Genomic DNA, 14,646 nt, shown 5'->3' with positions numbered 1-14,646 from the left:
GCTCATGATGTTAGTTCAGAAACTTAACCCTAATGTGGACTTCCTTCGGCTGCGTTGAATAGTATACTTTATCCTATGCAAATACAAGCGATAATTGACAATTAATTCTGACAAATACAGCTTTTATTGCTCTAACTACTCGAATTGGACGACTTTCATCCATTTATACTTATGTTTTATCCTTCTCAGTTTATATTCAAAAAAAACTCCCTTATTGGGAGTTACTCTGTTTCATTTTCCTTTTTGTGTTGAATCGGATCTGGACGTTTACCCTTTTTCTTAATCTCATCATTTGTGTCTAGCTCTTCCATCTCTTTACCGAGTTCGGCCATTTCTTTTTCATTCATCGCCATTGAACTGTTCTCAGGTTTTTCTTTATGATCCGCCATCTTGAATCACCTCAATAGTAATAGTACCCCGATTCTCTTCCTTAATAACCATATTTAGTTTATTTTTGGAAAGTGAAATCAATTTTCTCAAGTGGCCAGTAGCGTAGATTTACTTCCCCTACTACTTGATTCATTGGTACGAAACCAATATGCCTGCTATCATAGCTATGTCTTCGGTTATCCCCCATGAGAAATAAATATCCCTCGGGCACCTCTGATTTTCCAGTTTTATCTTCAAGATGGAAATTCTCAGTGAGGTTCCCGTTAAAAATATCTTTCTTATAACGCTCAAGATAAGGTTCTTTTATTTTCTCACCATTCACATATAAAACATCATTTTTATATTCGATCGTATCTCCTGGAAGACCAATAACTCTCTTAATATAGTCTTCTTCTTCATTCGCATGAAATACAACAAGATCAAATCGATCAGGCTCTGAGACTTTATAACCAATTTTATTAATAATTAAACGATTCCCATCTTGGATCGTTGGCATCATTGATTCACCATGAACGACATAGTTCGTTATGAGAAATTCACGAATAACAATCGCCAGGACTACAGCTATTGAAAAAGCCTTGATCCACTCCCAAAGCGGATTGCGTTCCTTCTTCATCTCAAACCTCTTTTCAATACGTCTTTACGTCTAATCTATCACTCATAATAAGCCGGCACAAGCACACACGTATTTGATAGCGATTACAATTCATATTCTCACCACTCACTTCCATCGTTATAGCAGCATTCCATTCCACGAACCAAGAAAATTTCTTATTTTAAGTATATTCACCCATTTCATACATAGCGCTCCTTATCGCAGCATAAAAAGAAGCATACCTAAAGAGGCATGCTTCTTCTAATTATCGATTTAGGAGACTACCTACATAACGTAGGAGTTCATTGGCTGAAATTGAATTATATCCATGCTCATCGATGAGACGTGCGATAACCTCATTGATTTTCTTGAGCTGATTTTCATTTGGTGTTTTGGAGGACGTCGTTATTTTCACTACATCTTTTAAATCAGCAAACAACTTTTTCTGAATCGCTTCTCTCAAACGTTCATGAGAATTATAATCGAATTTCTTACCCTTTCTGGCATAAGCAGAGATACGAATGAGAATTTCTTCTCTAAATGCTTTCTTCGCATTTTCTGAAATGCCAATCTGTTCTTCAATTGAACGCATAAGCTTATCATCCGGACTCATTTCCTCTCCAGTAAGAGGATCGCGGAGCTTATTTTTATTACAATACGCTTCAACATTATCAAGATAATTATCCATTAGCGTCTTTGCACTCTCTTCATAAGAGTAAACAAAAGCTTTTTGTACTTCTTTCTTTGCAATTTCATCATACTCTTTGCGCGCAATGGAGATGAAATTCATATACCGCTCTTTATCTTCTTTTGAGATAGAAGCATGTTGATCAAGTCCATCTTTCAATGAACGAAGAACATCCAGGGCATTAATTGACGGTACTTCTTTTCTAATAATCGTAGAGGAAATTCGGTTAATAACATAACGCGGATCAATCCCGCTCATTCCCTCATCCGAATGCTCTTTATGAAGTTCATCCACATCTACCTGATTAAAGCCTTCTACAATTTCTCCATCGTAGAGTCGCATTTTCTTAACAAGGTCCACTCCCTGACGATTCGTATCTTTTAACCTCGTCAAGATAGAGAAAATAGCAGCTACTCTAAGAGCATGTGGGGCAATGTGCACATCGGCTACATCACTTTCACGAATCATCTTCTCATAAATACGCTCTTCCTGACTCACCTTTAAATTATATGGAACCGGCATAACGATAATACGAGAGTGTAAAGCCTCATTCTTTTTATTTGATATAAAAGAGCGATACTCTGCTTCGTTCGTATGCGCTACAACAAGTTCATCAGCAGAAATTAGCGCAAAGCGCCCAGCCTTAAAGTTTCCTTCTTGAGTCAGTGAAAGCAAGTGCCACAAAAATTTCTCATCACATTTCAGCATCTCCTGAAATTCCATCATTCCACGATTGGCTTTATTTAATTCTCCATCGAATCGATAAGCTCTCGGATCAGACTCTGATCCAAATTCCGCTATCGTTGAGAAATCAATACTTCCTGTTAAATCTGCAATATCTTGAGACTTGGGATCTGAAGGACTAAATGTACCAATACCTGTCCGCTTATCCTCGTTAAAGAAGATACGCTCTACCATCACATCTTCAATACGACCACCATATTCTTGCTCAAGGCGCATTACGTTTAGTGGGGAGAGACTTCCTTCAATTCGGATCCCGTATTCATCGTGGAATTCATCTCTCAAATGATGTGGTATAAGGTGCAGTGGATCTTCATGCATAGGACAACCTTTTATTGCATAAACAGCACCAGAATCTTCATGAGAATATTTCTCCAATCCTCTTTTCAGCACCGTAACAAGAGTTGATTTACCACCACTTACTGGACCCATCAACAAGAGAATACGTTTTCTGACATCTAACCTTTTGGCAGCAGGGTGAAAGTATTCCTCTACCAGACGTTCGATTGCTTCCTCAAGTCCATAAAGCTCTTCAGAGAAGAAAGAATAACTTCTTTTCCCATCAATCTCATCAATCCCTGCATCTCTTATCATATTATAAACACGTGAATGAGCTGACTGCGCTACTTCAGGTCGTTCCCGGATAATGTCTAAATACTCGCTGAAGGTTCCTTCCCACTTCAGCCGCCTCTCTTCTTCTCGATGCTGCTGGATTTTACGTAAGATATCCATTAAGAGCCCCCTCCAAGTTTGGTTCATCGGATTTAATACATGTTATGCGGGGATGTCCAATAACATTCGGCTTTCTTTCCAATGATTCAATCGAGTATTTAGGGGGTTTCTACTCAGTTATGGAAAAAGCACAAAATAAAAGAACCGGTTGCCCGGCTCTCATCCTTACGTATGATAAACTACTGTAAATTCGCTTAGTTCATTTCCTGTGGCTGGAGATTTCTCTTTGGATTCGCGCTTTTCTTTATGAGCGTTCTTAAATGAATCGGAGTGCACCCAATTCTGATAAGCCTCTTCACTTTCCCATTTCGTAAATACAATAAGCTTTCCGTTTTCAGCCGACTGTTCAAGAAATAGAAACTCTAAGCAACCATCAACGTTCTTCATACTATCAGCACTTTTCCCAAAACGCTGCTTCATCATGTCTTTTGCTTCATCAGGGACCTTCAATTCATTCATCACAACATACATAAAATAAATCCTCCTTTAGGTTTCTCTCTCTATCCTATCGAATAACGACGTTTTTTTCCAATTCAAACAACTCCTCACTACAAGAATTCCCCTCAAAACATTCACGCCTTCCCGCACATGGTTTATAATGAGAGTTAGATTTGGACACAATTTTACCTGAGGAGGATGAGACCATGAGTTTCCTGGGTATTTTAGTAGTAATCCTAGCTTTCCTAGCAGCCATCTTTACAGCTGGCTACAACGACCGACCAAGCAAAACCAAAAAAGGTAGTAGGTAACACGAAAAGCGAAAGTGGGCGGTTAGACACGGCAGGCACTGGAGCCTTTTCATTTGAACACGTTTTTTGTGTTCAGTTGAAAAGGTGAAGTGACCGAGTGTCTGCCCACTGCAGCTAGACATGAAAAGCGAAGACGAGCGTTTAGAAACGGAGATATTGGAACTCTTGAACTAGAACACGCCTTTTGTGTTCTGGTGAAAGAGTGAAATATCGTAGTTTCTGCGAGTCGTAGCTAGACATGAAAAGCGAAAGTGGGCGGTTAAATCCGCAGGGCGTTGGAACCCATGAGAATGAGACGCTTTTTGTCTCAATCGATTGGGTGAAACAACCGGAGGATTTGCCCACTGTAGCTAGACACGAAAAGCGAAAGCGCCCGTTTAGCCTCGACAAGCGCTGGAGCCCTTTAAAAAGAACACGGTCTTTGTGTTCATTTTAAAGGGTGAAGCGATCGAGAGGCTGGGCGCTGCAGCTAGACACGAAAAGCGGAAGTGGGCGGTTAGACACGGCAGGCACTGGAGCCTTTTCATTTGAACACGGTTTTTGTATTCAGATGAAAAGGTGAAGTGACCGAGTGTCTGCCCACTGTAGCTAGACACGAAAAGCGAAGACGAGCATTCAGAAACAAAGTTTTTGAACTCTGAAACGCGCTTAAACTTCTATCAAAAAAAGAACGACTTTCAGCTCTTTGCTGAAAGTCGTTCTTTTTTATTTCATTCCTGGATAACTTTGCTGTCTTAGTGCTTCATATACCATAATAGCAGCAGTATTTGAAAGGTTGAGAGCACGAACATGATCTGTCATCGGGAGACGAAGACAACGCTCTTTGTTATTTTCAATCAACTCGTCTGGTAAACCATTCGTTTCTCTTCCAAAAACAAAATACGTATTCTCATTCACATCTGAGTAATCAAAGTCAGTATGTGTATTGGTACCGTATTTCGTAATATAATAATATTCTCCACCCTGGTTCTTTTCAAAGAACTCCTCTAGAGAATCATAATAATGTACATCAGCATATTGCCAGTAATCCAAGCCCGCACGTTTCAACATTTTATCGTCTGTCGAAAACCCTAGTGGGCGAATTAGATGTAGACTTGTATTTGTTGCTGCACATGTTCTAGCTATATTCCCTGTATTCGCTGGTATTTCAGGCTGAAACAGTACAATATTTAAAGACATATTCATTCACCTCCACTTCAAAACAATACTATTATAGCATGTTTTAGATTGGGAGATATCATTCTCTAATCCTCAATATGAAAAAACTTATACTTAATTTCAGGCGTCCATGCCGTAGAATCTTCATAGGCCCAATAGCGCATCCTGCTATTTGTTGTATGAGCATTGACAAGAGGATACCCCTTCTCATCATTATCTACGACGAAAGTAGTATGTTGCCAGTGGCCATCTCCATCAAAGTCATAACAAATAATATCTCCAGGAATGAGATCATCAGGATTCGCTACTTCACGAGCTCGAAGACCACTCTTCGAGCTACTTAAATGCCACCTAAGCGCATGAGCTACAGTCCATGAATAGCTCCAGTTATTTCCTTTCATCCACCATCCCTTAGTGCGATCTGGGTAACCACGCATAGGGGCTTTTCCTGCATGAAGACACTGAGAAATATAATTTGTACAATCTACATCAAACGACTGATAAGACGGATTCGCATCATCCCACCATCTCTCAGCATATTTCAGGGCTGATAACCGATCATAATAGGAACCTTTCAGACGAGCATCACCGCTGTCTTTACCTTCTGCTACTTGAAGTGTTCCTCCCTCTATCTCAGCTGATCGATCAAGAATAAGTTCACCCTCCACCATTTTTGCCAATCTCTTTTCAAGTCGTTCTTCCTGATATAGTTTCTCTCCCTGTTTAATAAGAAACTGCTGATGAAGAAGATATTCATAAAGTTGGCTCGTCGAGACTGTCTTTTTTCCCAGGAGGATCCCTTTATTTTTTATACGAATAACAGATGCTCCTCTATTTTGGCTCTGTTTACGATAACGGTTGACTGCTTCTTCTTCCTCTGAAGGCCTGGTTCCTATTCTTGAGTGATCCGTTCCATTTAGTAAGCAAGTTGCTTGTTCTTTCCAGAAAGATTTCAACTGGTCTCCCCACACCATATGCGTCCCCCCTCATCGCACTTTATGACAGGGGAATCAAACACATGACTTGGAATCAGGAATGGTTTACAGCTGGCTCTGCTGAAGGGTGTGTTATTTTCTTGAGTAATTTATCAAACCAACCAACAAGAATACCAAGCAGAAGCACTTCTACAAAGGTACCAGCACCAATTGGCCCGCCTAACAAGAATGCCAGAACAAACGCAAGTGCTTCTGTTAATGTCTTAGTAATACCAATACTCCAACCCGTTCTTTCTGTTAGGGCAAGCATGAGTTCATCGTTTGGAATAGATGCAAGAGATGCAAATAAGTATACTGCAATTCCAAGACCCATGATAACTAATCCAACCAGAAATAAGATCCACCTGGTAACGATTCCATCAACATCAATGAAAGTGAGAATTTGTAAATTCAAGAGGTCAACAAACAATCCTAGAAGAATAATTGGAATAAAACCAGCTAGGTTTGGTTTCCTCATCATAATAAGACTATTGATAAAAATTAAAATACCACCAACAATAAACACCCATGTTCCAACAGTAAACCCTAGTTGGTCAGAAAGCGCAACGTAGAGAGCATCCCATGGGGCAATTCCAACATCGGCATTAATTAATAGGACAACACCAAAGGCTAATGTAAATAATCCCGCTACGTAGATCAAACTTTTGGATAAAAAGCTGTTCATAATGTTCACTCCTCATATGAGGGCTTGAAACTAAAAGCTGTATCAAATTGCTCTCATTCTTCGCCCTAGATATTTTAGTATCTCTTTTTTTGAATGCATTTGCTATTTTACAAGAAACGAAGTTCTTTTTATAACTTTATGCCTAAGTCTAACAAATCAAAAAAGCCAGTTCGCTATCAAGATAGCGAACTGGCACTATATATTGTTACGGTAGAACGGCATGCATCGAATGCTGCTGTTCAAGTGATAATAAATATTCTTTTTTATCTACACCGCCACCATATCCAACTAAAGCACCATTGCTTCCTATTACTCTGTGACACGGTACAATGATTGGAAGTGGATTTCGATTGTTAGCTGAGCCTATGGCTCTAACAGCCTTTGGTGCCGAAATACCAACAGCTACATCTCGATAAGACCGGGTTTCACCATATGGAATTTCCGAAAGGTTGTTCCATACTTTCTGTTGAAAAATCGTTCCTATCTTATCAAGCTTTAGATCAAAGAACCTTCTTTTTCCACTGAAGTATTCTTCCAGTTGCATGACGATGGGTTCGATTATATCAGAATTGAAAACAAGGTCCGCTTTGACATGATGTTTTTTATACCATGTTTCAGCAGCAGGCAGCACATCCTCAGGGCAACCAAAATCGAGCCTACTAACTCCATTAGGACTAGCAAACAATGTTATTGCACCTATAGGCGATAGAAACTCCCCATAATGAATCACTTGTTTATCCATTCTATCCCTTCTTTATTATACATTTTTCACTATCTTACAACGCATTCAATCGTTTGACCATCAGCATTAAGTCTTATTTTCAAGCATAGACAAGCCTTTAGCGATCTCATCTGCCACATCCTTGTCATTTTCTCTCAATTGCTCCTTTATAAGGGCATTAAAGGCCTTCTCGCCACCTATTTTCCCAAGCGCCCAGGCCGAAGTGCCGCGGATCACCGGACGAGGATCTTTTTCCATCACTTCAACCAGTGTATCAATAGCTGTTTCATCTTTATAATGAGCAAGAGCAAGAATAGCATTTCGTTGAATAGGCTTCTTTCCTCTCCACGAACCAGCCACTTGACCAAACTGAGACTTAAATTCACGATTGGACATTGTTAGAAGTGGTATGAGTTTTGGTTTTACCATTTCTGGATCTGGTTCGAGTTCAGGATGATGATGAAAATCTTTTCCTTTGTTTTTGGGGCAAACGAGCTGGCAGGTGTCACACCCATATAATCGGTTTCCTAATTTAGTACGGTATTCATCAGGTAAAAAACCTTTCGTTTGCGTAAGAAAAGCGATGCTTTTATTCGCGTTTAGCTGCCCCCCTTCAATTAAGGCACCAGTCGGACACGCGTCTACACAAATATTACAGTCACCACACCCTTCCTCAACAGGCTCATCAGGTTCTATATTTAGATCGGTGATCATTTCACCAAGGTAAACCCAAGAACCAAATTCTTCTGTTATGGTCATTGTGTTTTTACCGCTAAAACCAATGCCGGCTCTTTCAGCTACAGCTCGATCAGAAAGTTCGCCAGTATCGACCATCGAGCTCGTTCTAGCCTCTGGAACCTTTGATTTAATATATGCATCTAAAAGGAAGAGTTTCTCTCTAAGGAGGTGATGATAATCAACTCCCCATGAAGCACGACAGAAAAGTCCTCTTCGTTCGCCCTTCTTACTCCTAGGGCTATCTTTCATTCTCGAAGGATACGCAATGGCAATTGATATAATCGTTGTTGCACCGCTTAGCAATAGCTCAGGTTCTGTTCTCTTTTCTATATCAGATTCCTCGAAGCCTGACTGATAACCTAGCTCCTGCTGACGCTTTAAGCGTTGCTTAAGGGTTTTAAAAGGATCTGCTGCCGCGAAGCCTATCTTATCAATCCCAATCGTTTTACTGTATGCCACAATATCAGCTTTTAATTGTGCGTTTGTCATTAGTTTCCCCCCTTCCTATTTGGGAGTGTATTATTTAATTTTTAGCGTTCGAATTCGATTTAAAACGGCCGCCATTTCTGTTCTCCTAATTCGAGCAATATCTCCTGGATGCTGATTCTTATATAGTGAAAAAGAACCAAGTCCCTCTGTGTTTATTTTCTGATCAATGAAATCAAGAAGTTCTGGAATCGACTTATCTCCTAGCTTATGATTTCTTTCCAGAAAATGAAGGACGTCAGCGGCAAAACGCGTTTGACTTGGATCTACAAGCTGTTCTACTTGAAGTAGTGAAATATCTGTATGACCAAATTGAATATGATGCACTCCGCGGGCAGTCACTTTCGATTTCTTTCCCTTTTGGCTGTTTAAGCTATTCTGCTCAGGTACTCTCTTTCTTGCCTCTCCGATTTTTTCTCCACCTTCTTGTCTGCGTGCCGATTCTTGTACGATTGATCGAGCTTGATCCGTTACGTCGTATGGAAGGTAGTTCTCCATTAAAATCACCTGATCAGCTACATCAAAGTAGTCTCCAGATCCGCCCATAACAAGTACGGTTGATATATGATGTTCTGTACGTAGTTGCTTCACACGATCAATGAATGGTGTAATGGGTTCTTTCTCTTTCGCAACTAACTGCTGCATTCGATAGTCTCGAATCATAAAATTAGTCGCGCTTGTATCTTCATCAATTAATAACGTATCTGAACCCGCTTCGATCGCCTCAATGATATTGGCTGCCTGGGACGTACTTCCACTGGCATTCTCAGATGTGAAAGACCGCGTATCTTTTCCATATGGGAGATTGTTTATAAATGGCGAGATGTCTACTCCAGTTACCTTTCGACCATCTTCAGAGCGAATTTTCATTGCCTGGTGGTTTGTAATAACATACTCTCTACCATCCCCTAAAATATGATCATATACGCCATGCTCCATTGCATGCAAGAGGGTACTCTTTCCATGATAACCACCGCCAACAATTAATGTAATACCTTCCTTAACAGCCATTCCTTGTAATGGCTCAGTACGGTGTGGGATTGTTAAAGACACTTCCATGCTTTTAGGTGATTGGAATTGCACTGCCTCATTTTTCATAGGACGATCGCTTATCCCGCTCTCGCGGGGTAATATAGATCCATTCGCTACAAATCCGACATATCCGTTTTGGGTAAGTTGTTCACGAATGGCCTCTTGTTGGTCTGCTAAATGCAATGCCTCTAAGATTATTCGTTTGTTTAATGCAAAAACAGAATTCTTCACAATGTCTGGCAGCTGATGCAGAAGCAAGTTTATAGCCTGTCTGCCAAGAACTTTTCTGCCTTGTGCAGGTAATCCTATTGATAGACAAATCGTAATAGATTCCTCTGTCACGCTCACTGCTGCCCTCTCAATAACCTTTTGACCAGGTATATCGATTGAGACCAATCCACTTTTCCCAGTGCCTTTCGCATGCCTCTCAGTCCTTCTAATGGCCTCTCCTACTTTTCTAGCAATCATATCTTCTGTTCGAACTCTTCTTACAGCCGAATCGAACCACTCAGGCTCTACGATCGTTTTCTTACGTGGGATGATGATTCTTATCCGAGAAGGACTAGCAAAAGGGTCTCCCTGGACATAATCGATGTAAAGGGTGTAATCCGCAAAATCATAGTGCCCACTAATGTCTTTATATGCTTTATATCCTTTTCCATCAATACGCTCTAATTGTTTTCTAAGTTTATTCATAAATGAGGCAAGCCTCCTTATAAGCTTCAAATTTAGGTATATGATAAAATGAACGAAAAATTATATGTTAGGAGAAAAGTGTGATGACAAGTATAATTCTCGCTCCATCTATTAAAAAGACATATCCTGATTTTAAAATTGGTTATGCTATTTACCATAATATCGTTGTTGAAAAGTCGCCGCAAATGGTGCGCGGTCGCTTTCAGTTCTATCAGGAAACATTGATGATGGATCTTGAGCAGACAGACCTGCTCACTTTTCCTGCTATCTCAGAGTGGCGTTCCATTTTCAAAAAGTTCGGGACGGATCCCGCCAAATATCGACCGTCCTCAGAAGCCCTATTACGCCGGTTAAAGAAAGGGACTTCGCTACCTCTCGTTCACTCTGCTGCAGACATCAACAATCTTCTGTCGCTTCAATACAAAATTCCAATTGGTATCTATGATCTTGATCAAGTTGAAGGAGATATTACAATCGACATTGGTAGTGAGACGACTGCATATGAGGGCTTAAATGGACGTGAGGTAAGCTTCAACAACAAAATCCTCTCACTTGATCACAAAGGAGCGTTCGGAAGTCCTATCGTTGATTCTAAGCGAACAGCTATAACGGAAGAAACCAAGCATGCCATTCAACTTTTCTATCTTCAACCTTCGCTCCCTGTTTCAGAAGGTGAAAAGCTTGTAACTGCCTCAGCAGAAATGTTTAATCAAATTCACGGAGGAGACTTCTTAAGCGGGGTTTCAAGTTAAAGAAAGCAAACATAAAAAAACGCAACGCTTCGTTAATTTTAACGAAACACTGCGTTGGGTAAATGGTGAAAATTCGAGGAATTTCTACAATCCTCGCTGATGTAGATAGAATACCACAGAACATATGAAAGAAACAACACATTTTTCATATTTTCTTTACAAACGTCTCTCATCACGACAGAGCTAATAGAATTTTACTCTTCATAATCCGTTTGACGTCCTGATGACGATCACCCTATAATCAGAATGACAGACAGAAAGGAGAAATCATATGGAACCATTCTCAACACCATTTTTCGAAGAAAATTTTCGCCAATACATACAAAAGAATCGTGATGTATTTTCAAAATTAGAAGCAATGAATAGCTATTATCGATCAGTTGTTTCATCAATGATCTATGACAACCTTAACAAAAACTCAGAAATAGTTCGTCGCATTCGCAACCTTGATTCAGCTTACAAAACGATTAAACAAGAAAATACAGACGCATAAGAAAAAGCTCTCTTTACAATAAGAGAGCTTTCTTACGTTTTATTTAGGAAGATCACAAGAGTCAGCAGAACACGCTTCTGCATTGCCACCAACTACTTCAAGCTTATTTCCTTCTCCCCAGGCCTTCTCAACGGCCTGTTCAAACATTTCAACAGGCTGAGCACCTGACACGGCATATTTACCGTCAAATACAAAGAACGGTACGCCCTGAATGCCAAGCTGACTTCCCATAGCTTCATCGTTGCGAACTTCTTTCGTAAATTCTTCAGTCCCTAGCATACGTTTTATATCCGCAGCGTCTAGCCCAAGTTCTTCACCAAGTGATGCAAGCGTTTCATGATCACCAATATTTTTCGATTCGGTAAAGAAGGCATAAAAGAGACGTTCTGACATTTCATTACTTTTACCATGCTCTGTCGCATAGTGAACAAGACGATGAGCATCAAATGAATTCGTTGGAATCATTTTATCGAAATCATACGTTAGGTTTTCTCCAGCAGCTTGCTGCCTCATATTCTCACACATACCCTGAGCTTGTTCTAGACTGACATTGTATTTCGCTGCTAGAAGCTCAGCCATGCTTTCCCCATCCGATTCTTTCGCATTAGGATCAAGTTCAAAGCTTTTAAAGACAACTTCTACTTGATCACGCTGTGGAAAAGCCTGAAGCGCACTTTCAAGACGTCTTTTTCCTATATAACAAAATGGACAAACGAAATCGGACCATACTTCAATTCTCATCGAATCACTCTTTCAGTAAATTGTTTTATCTATCTTATACTTGTATTTTATCACCTCTACTTTTAAATGAGCAGGAATTTGCTCAGTGAGTCATTGAAAACTAGTGATATCAAATAAGACAAGGAATTAAAAAGAATACAAAAAAGACCTCAACGAGAACGTTGAAGTCTTGTAATAACGTATGTAATGGTACCGGTGGTCGGGTTCGAACCGACACTCCTCTCGGAACACGATTTTGAGTCGTGCGCGTCTGCCAATTCCGCCACACCGGCAAAATACCATATTCAATTCAGGCAGAAAAATAAGTGGTGCCGGAGGCCGGGCTCGAACCGGCACGGAGGTACACCCTCCGCAGGATTTTAAGTCCTGTGCGTCTGCCAATTCCGCCACTCCGGCAGGACTTTTAAGAAAAAATATTAAGATTGGAGGCGGCACCCGGATTTGAACCGGGGCGTAAGGGTTTTGCAGACCCGTGCCTTACCACTTGGCTATGCCGCCTTTTTAAAATGGAGCGGAAGACGGGATTCGAACCCGCGACCCCCACCTTGGCAAGGTGATGTTCTACCACTGAACTACTTCCGCAACAAAAATGGCTGGGCTAGCTGGATTCGAACCAGCGCATGACGGAATCAAAATCCGTTGCCTTACCGCTTGGCTATAGCCCAAAAATGGGGCGGCTGATGGGAATTGAACCCACGAATGCCGGAATCACAATCCGGTGCGTTAACCACTTCGCCACAACCGCCATAAAAATTTAAAATTGGCAGGGGTAGTAGGACTCGAACCCACACCGGAGGTTTTGGAGACCTCTGTTCTACCTTTAAACTATACCCCTATCAAGATGGTGGAGGGGGACGGATTCGAACCGCCGAACCCTGAGGGAGCGGATTTACAGTCCGCCGCGTTTAGCCACTTCGCTACCCCTCCAAATTGACAATTACCATTGTAATACACATTTTATGAAAGTGCAATGGAATTTGATCTCATTTCGAGAAAATGGTGCCGGCCAGAGGACTTGAACCCCCAACCTACTGATTACAAGTCAGTTGCTCTACCAATTGAGCTAGACCGGCAACATGGTGGCTCCGGACGGAATCGAACCGCCGACACGTGGATTTTCAGTCCACTGCTCTACCGACTGAGCTACAGAGCCATGTTTAAAATATAATTAGTTGCCCTTAACAGGACTACTTTCTAATTTTAGCAACGATAAATACTCAACGCAGATAAAATTAATTGGTTGCGGGGGCAGGATTTGAACCTGCGACCTTTGGGTTATGAGCCCAACGAGCTACCGAACTGCTCCACCCCGCGATAATGTGAATGTAATTATGCTGCACCTGCTCATTACGCTGTGCACTGTTTCTTTCTCTACAAGGTTATGCTTCGAAGCGTATCCGTCGAAACAACTCGTTGCTGTTTCAAGGAAGTATCGCTTGTTGCTCCACCCCGCGATAATGTTAAAATATAAATGGCGGTCCCGACGAGAATCGAACTCGCGATCTCCTGCGTGACAGGCAGGCATGTTAACCGCTACACCACGGGACCTTAGATAATGGTGGAGGATGACGGGCTCGAACCGCCGACCCTCTGCTTGTAAGGCAGATGCTCTCCCAGCTGAGCTAATCCTCCACAAAGTAGAAATGATATATAATGGTGACCCGTACGGGATTCGAACCCGTGTTACCGCCGTGAAAGGGCGGTGTCTTAACCGCTTGACCAACGGGCCCTTGCTGCTATTATGTATGCTAGTGGCGGAGAGCGAGGGATTCGAACCCTCGAGACGGCTTTGACCGTCTACACGATTTCCAATCGTGCTCCTTCGGCCACTCGGACAGCTCTCCATGGCTCCACAGGTAGGATTCGAACCTACGACCGATCGGTTAACAGCCGATAGCTCTACCACTGAGCTACTGTGGAATAATATCAGCCTGGCAACGTCCTACTCTTGCAGGGGGAGATCCCCCAACTACCATCGGCGCTGAAGAGCTTAACTTCCGTGTTCGGCATGGGAACGGGTGTGACCTCTTCGCCATCATTACCAGACTAAGGACTGGATTTCACTTTCGTGATTTACCAGCGACAAAATATATCATACTATATTCCATCATGTTTTTCAAGGAAAATTTTATTCCCTGAAAACTAGATAGCACGCACAACTTTCCAATATGTCCAGCTACGTAAGCCAAATCCTCGATCGTTTCACCTTTTGATTCTGACGCATAAAGCGCGTCTGACTCAAAAGCCTCCAACGCTTGTCGGATTTAAACGGCTT

Annotated in this window: 13 protein-coding genes, 16 tRNA genes and 1 rRNA gene; 2 read left to right on the top strand and 28 right to left on the bottom strand. The window is 41.4% G+C overall.

All coding sequences use genetic code 11. The features are described from left to right. Nucleotides 1-221: 221 nt before the first annotated feature. The 10 genes from ACIFPW_RS07280 to ACIFPW_RS07235 all read right to left on the bottom strand — a co-directional run bounded on the left by ACIFPW_RS07280 (nucleotide 222) and on the right by ACIFPW_RS07235 (nucleotide 10,385). Nucleotides 222-389, bottom strand: coding sequence for a hypothetical protein (locus ACIFPW_RS07280; RefSeq protein WP_194220049.1), 168 nt, complete (start codon nucleotides 387-389; stop codon nucleotides 222-224). Between the two features lie 59 nt (nucleotides 390-448). Further along, entirely contained in the window at nucleotides 449-1,006 is a 558-nt protein-coding gene (lepB, locus tag ACIFPW_RS07275; protein WP_430243149.1) for a signal peptidase I, read from the bottom strand. Between the two features lie 244 nt (nucleotides 1,007-1,250). Beyond that, complete coding sequence (locus tag ACIFPW_RS07270) at nucleotides 1,251-3,146, bottom strand: PrkA family serine protein kinase (RefSeq protein ID WP_430243147.1); 1,896 nt, start codon at nucleotides 3,144-3,146, stop codon at nucleotides 1,251-1,253. 165 nt (nucleotides 3,147-3,311) lie between these two features. Beyond that, entirely contained in the window at nucleotides 3,312-3,617 is a 306-nt protein-coding gene (locus ACIFPW_RS07265; protein ID WP_194220052.1) for an antibiotic biosynthesis monooxygenase family protein, read from the bottom strand. Nucleotides 3,618-4,600: 983 nt separating this feature from the next. Further along, nucleotides 4,601-5,074, bottom strand: coding sequence for a tRNA (uridine(34)/cytosine(34)/5-carboxymethylaminomethyluridine(34)-2'-O)-methyltransferase TrmL (trmL, locus tag ACIFPW_RS07260; protein WP_194220053.1), 474 nt, complete (start codon nucleotides 5,072-5,074; stop codon nucleotides 4,601-4,603). A gap of 65 nt (nucleotides 5,075-5,139) precedes the next feature. Beyond that, nucleotides 5,140-6,027: an amidase domain-containing protein gene (locus ACIFPW_RS07255; protein WP_430243145.1), complete on the bottom strand. Its 888-nt coding sequence runs from the start codon at nucleotides 6,025-6,027 to the stop codon at nucleotides 5,140-5,142. 55 nt (nucleotides 6,028-6,082) lie between these two features. Next, on the bottom strand, nucleotides 6,083-6,712 hold the full coding sequence (locus ACIFPW_RS07250; RefSeq protein ID WP_430243143.1) for a YczE/YyaS/YitT family protein: 630 nt from the start codon (nucleotides 6,710-6,712) through the stop codon (nucleotides 6,083-6,085). A 205-nt stretch (nucleotides 6,713-6,917) separates the two neighbouring features. Continuing rightward, nucleotides 6,918-7,454, bottom strand: a complete 537-nt coding sequence (locus ACIFPW_RS07245) for a methylated-DNA--[protein]-cysteine S-methyltransferase (RefSeq protein WP_430243141.1) — start codon at nucleotides 7,452-7,454, stop codon at nucleotides 6,918-6,920. A gap of 66 nt (nucleotides 7,455-7,520) precedes the next feature. Next, nucleotides 7,521-8,660, bottom strand: a complete 1,140-nt coding sequence (gene queG / locus ACIFPW_RS07240; protein WP_430243140.1) for a tRNA epoxyqueuosine(34) reductase QueG — start codon at nucleotides 8,658-8,660, stop codon at nucleotides 7,521-7,523. Between the two features lie 30 nt (nucleotides 8,661-8,690). Then, on the bottom strand, nucleotides 8,691-10,385 hold the full coding sequence (locus tag ACIFPW_RS07235) for an ABC-ATPase domain-containing protein (RefSeq protein ID WP_430243139.1): 1,695 nt from the start codon (nucleotides 10,383-10,385) through the stop codon (nucleotides 8,691-8,693). A gap of 83 nt (nucleotides 10,386-10,468) precedes the next feature. Here ACIFPW_RS07235 and ACIFPW_RS07230 point away from each other — a divergent pair, with 83 nt between their 5' ends. Continuing rightward, the gene (locus ACIFPW_RS07230) at nucleotides 10,469-11,137 is read left to right on the top strand and encodes a B3/B4 domain-containing protein (protein WP_430243137.1); all 669 of its coding nucleotides are present in this window, start codon (nucleotides 10,469-10,471) and stop codon (nucleotides 11,135-11,137) included. A 271-nt stretch (nucleotides 11,138-11,408) separates the two neighbouring features. Beyond that, nucleotides 11,409-11,630: a protein YvfG gene (gene yvfG, locus ACIFPW_RS07225; RefSeq protein WP_098446367.1), complete on the top strand. Its 222-nt coding sequence runs from the start codon at nucleotides 11,409-11,411 to the stop codon at nucleotides 11,628-11,630. 39 nt (nucleotides 11,631-11,669) lie between these two features. Here the strand turns inward: yvfG and ACIFPW_RS07220 are convergent, their stop codons facing one another. The 18 genes from ACIFPW_RS07220 to rrf form a co-directional block, all read right to left on the bottom strand. Continuing rightward, complete coding sequence (locus ACIFPW_RS07220; protein WP_430243135.1) at nucleotides 11,670-12,371, bottom strand: DsbA family oxidoreductase; 702 nt, start codon at nucleotides 12,369-12,371, stop codon at nucleotides 11,670-11,672. A gap of 187 nt (nucleotides 12,372-12,558) precedes the next feature. After that, nucleotides 12,559-12,643, bottom strand: a tRNA-Leu gene (locus ACIFPW_RS07215). Nucleotides 12,644-12,677: 34 nt separating this feature from the next. Continuing rightward, a tRNA-Leu gene (locus tag ACIFPW_RS07210) sits at nucleotides 12,678-12,767 on the bottom strand. A gap of 27 nt (nucleotides 12,768-12,794) precedes the next feature. Beyond that, nucleotides 12,795-12,869: transfer RNA gene (locus ACIFPW_RS07205), tRNA-Cys, on the bottom strand. Nucleotides 12,870-12,878: 9 nt separating this feature from the next. Further along, a tRNA-Gly gene (locus ACIFPW_RS07200) sits at nucleotides 12,879-12,953 on the bottom strand. Nucleotides 12,954-12,961: 8 nt separating this feature from the next. Then, nucleotides 12,962-13,036, bottom strand: a tRNA-Gln gene (locus tag ACIFPW_RS07195). Nucleotides 13,037-13,040: 4 nt separating this feature from the next. Continuing rightward, nucleotides 13,041-13,116 (bottom strand) — tRNA-His (locus ACIFPW_RS07190). A 16-nt stretch (nucleotides 13,117-13,132) separates the two neighbouring features. Beyond that, a tRNA-Trp gene (locus ACIFPW_RS07185) sits at nucleotides 13,133-13,206 on the bottom strand. A gap of 7 nt (nucleotides 13,207-13,213) precedes the next feature. Beyond that, nucleotides 13,214-13,298, bottom strand: a tRNA-Tyr gene (locus ACIFPW_RS07180). Between the two features lie 70 nt (nucleotides 13,299-13,368). Continuing rightward, nucleotides 13,369-13,444 (bottom strand) — tRNA-Thr (locus ACIFPW_RS07175). Nucleotides 13,445-13,448: 4 nt separating this feature from the next. After that, nucleotides 13,449-13,524 (bottom strand) — tRNA-Phe (locus ACIFPW_RS07170). A gap of 84 nt (nucleotides 13,525-13,608) precedes the next feature. Then, nucleotides 13,609-13,685 (bottom strand) — tRNA-Met (locus ACIFPW_RS07165). A 158-nt stretch (nucleotides 13,686-13,843) separates the two neighbouring features. Beyond that, nucleotides 13,844-13,919, bottom strand: a tRNA-Asp gene (locus ACIFPW_RS07160). 8 nt (nucleotides 13,920-13,927) lie between these two features. Then, nucleotides 13,928-14,003: transfer RNA gene (locus ACIFPW_RS07155), tRNA-Val, on the bottom strand. A 22-nt stretch (nucleotides 14,004-14,025) separates the two neighbouring features. Beyond that, nucleotides 14,026-14,100 (bottom strand) — tRNA-Glu (locus tag ACIFPW_RS07150). A gap of 23 nt (nucleotides 14,101-14,123) precedes the next feature. Then, nucleotides 14,124-14,215, bottom strand: a tRNA-Ser gene (locus ACIFPW_RS07145). A 1-nt stretch (nucleotide 14,216) separates the two neighbouring features. Beyond that, a tRNA-Asn gene (locus tag ACIFPW_RS07140) sits at nucleotides 14,217-14,291 on the bottom strand. 9 nt (nucleotides 14,292-14,300) lie between these two features. Continuing rightward, a 5S ribosomal RNA gene (gene rrf, locus ACIFPW_RS07135) occupies nucleotides 14,301-14,417 on the bottom strand. Nucleotides 14,418-14,646: the final 229 nt, after the last annotated feature.

The sequence above is a fragment of the Pseudalkalibacillus sp. NRS-1564 genome (assembly GCF_050467905.1).
GTDB classification, from domain to species: Bacteria; Bacillota; Bacilli; order Bacillales; family Guptibacillaceae; genus Guptibacillus; species Guptibacillus hwajinpoensis_B.
The sequence above is the reverse complement of the archived record's forward strand: the minus strand, read 5'-3'. Positions and strand labels throughout refer to the sequence as shown.

Coding starts and splice junctions, on each gene's coding strand:
- ACIFPW_RS07280 (WP_194220049.1), bottom strand. CDS start 389: ATGGCGGATCATAAAGAAAAACCTGAGAACAGTTCAATGGCGATGAAT.
- lepB (WP_430243149.1), bottom strand. CDS start 1,006: ATGAAGAAGGAACGCAATCCGCTTTGGGAGTGGATCAAGGCTTTTTCA.
- ACIFPW_RS07270 (WP_430243147.1), bottom strand. CDS start 3,146: ATGGATATCTTACGTAAAATCCAGCAGCATCGAGAAGAAGAGAGGCGG.
- ACIFPW_RS07265 (WP_194220052.1), bottom strand. CDS start 3,617: ATGTATGTTGTGATGAATGAATTGAAGGTCCCTGATGAAGCAAAAGAC.
- trmL (WP_194220053.1), bottom strand. CDS start 5,074: ATGTCTTTAAATATTGTACTGTTTCAGCCTGAAATACCAGCGAATACA.
- ACIFPW_RS07255 (WP_430243145.1), bottom strand. CDS start 6,027: ATGGTGTGGGGAGACCAGTTGAAATCTTTCTGGAAAGAACAAGCAACT.
- ACIFPW_RS07250 (WP_430243143.1), bottom strand. CDS start 6,712: ATGAACAGCTTTTTATCCAAAAGTTTGATCTACGTAGCGGGATTATTT.
- ACIFPW_RS07245 (WP_430243141.1), bottom strand. CDS start 7,454: ATGGATAAACAAGTGATTCATTATGGGGAGTTTCTATCGCCTATAGGT.
- queG (WP_430243140.1), bottom strand. CDS start 8,660: ATGACAAACGCACAATTAAAAGCTGATATTGTGGCATACAGTAAAACG.
- ACIFPW_RS07235 (WP_430243139.1), bottom strand. CDS start 10,385: ATGAATAAACTTAGAAAACAATTAGAGCGTATTGATGGAAAAGGATAT.
- ACIFPW_RS07230 (WP_430243137.1), top strand. CDS start 10,469: ATGACAAGTATAATTCTCGCTCCATCTATTAAAAAGACATATCCTGAT.
- yvfG (WP_098446367.1), top strand. CDS start 11,409: ATGGAACCATTCTCAACACCATTTTTCGAAGAAAATTTTCGCCAATAC.
- ACIFPW_RS07220 (WP_430243135.1), bottom strand. CDS start 12,371: ATGAGAATTGAAGTATGGTCCGATTTCGTTTGTCCATTTTGTTATATA.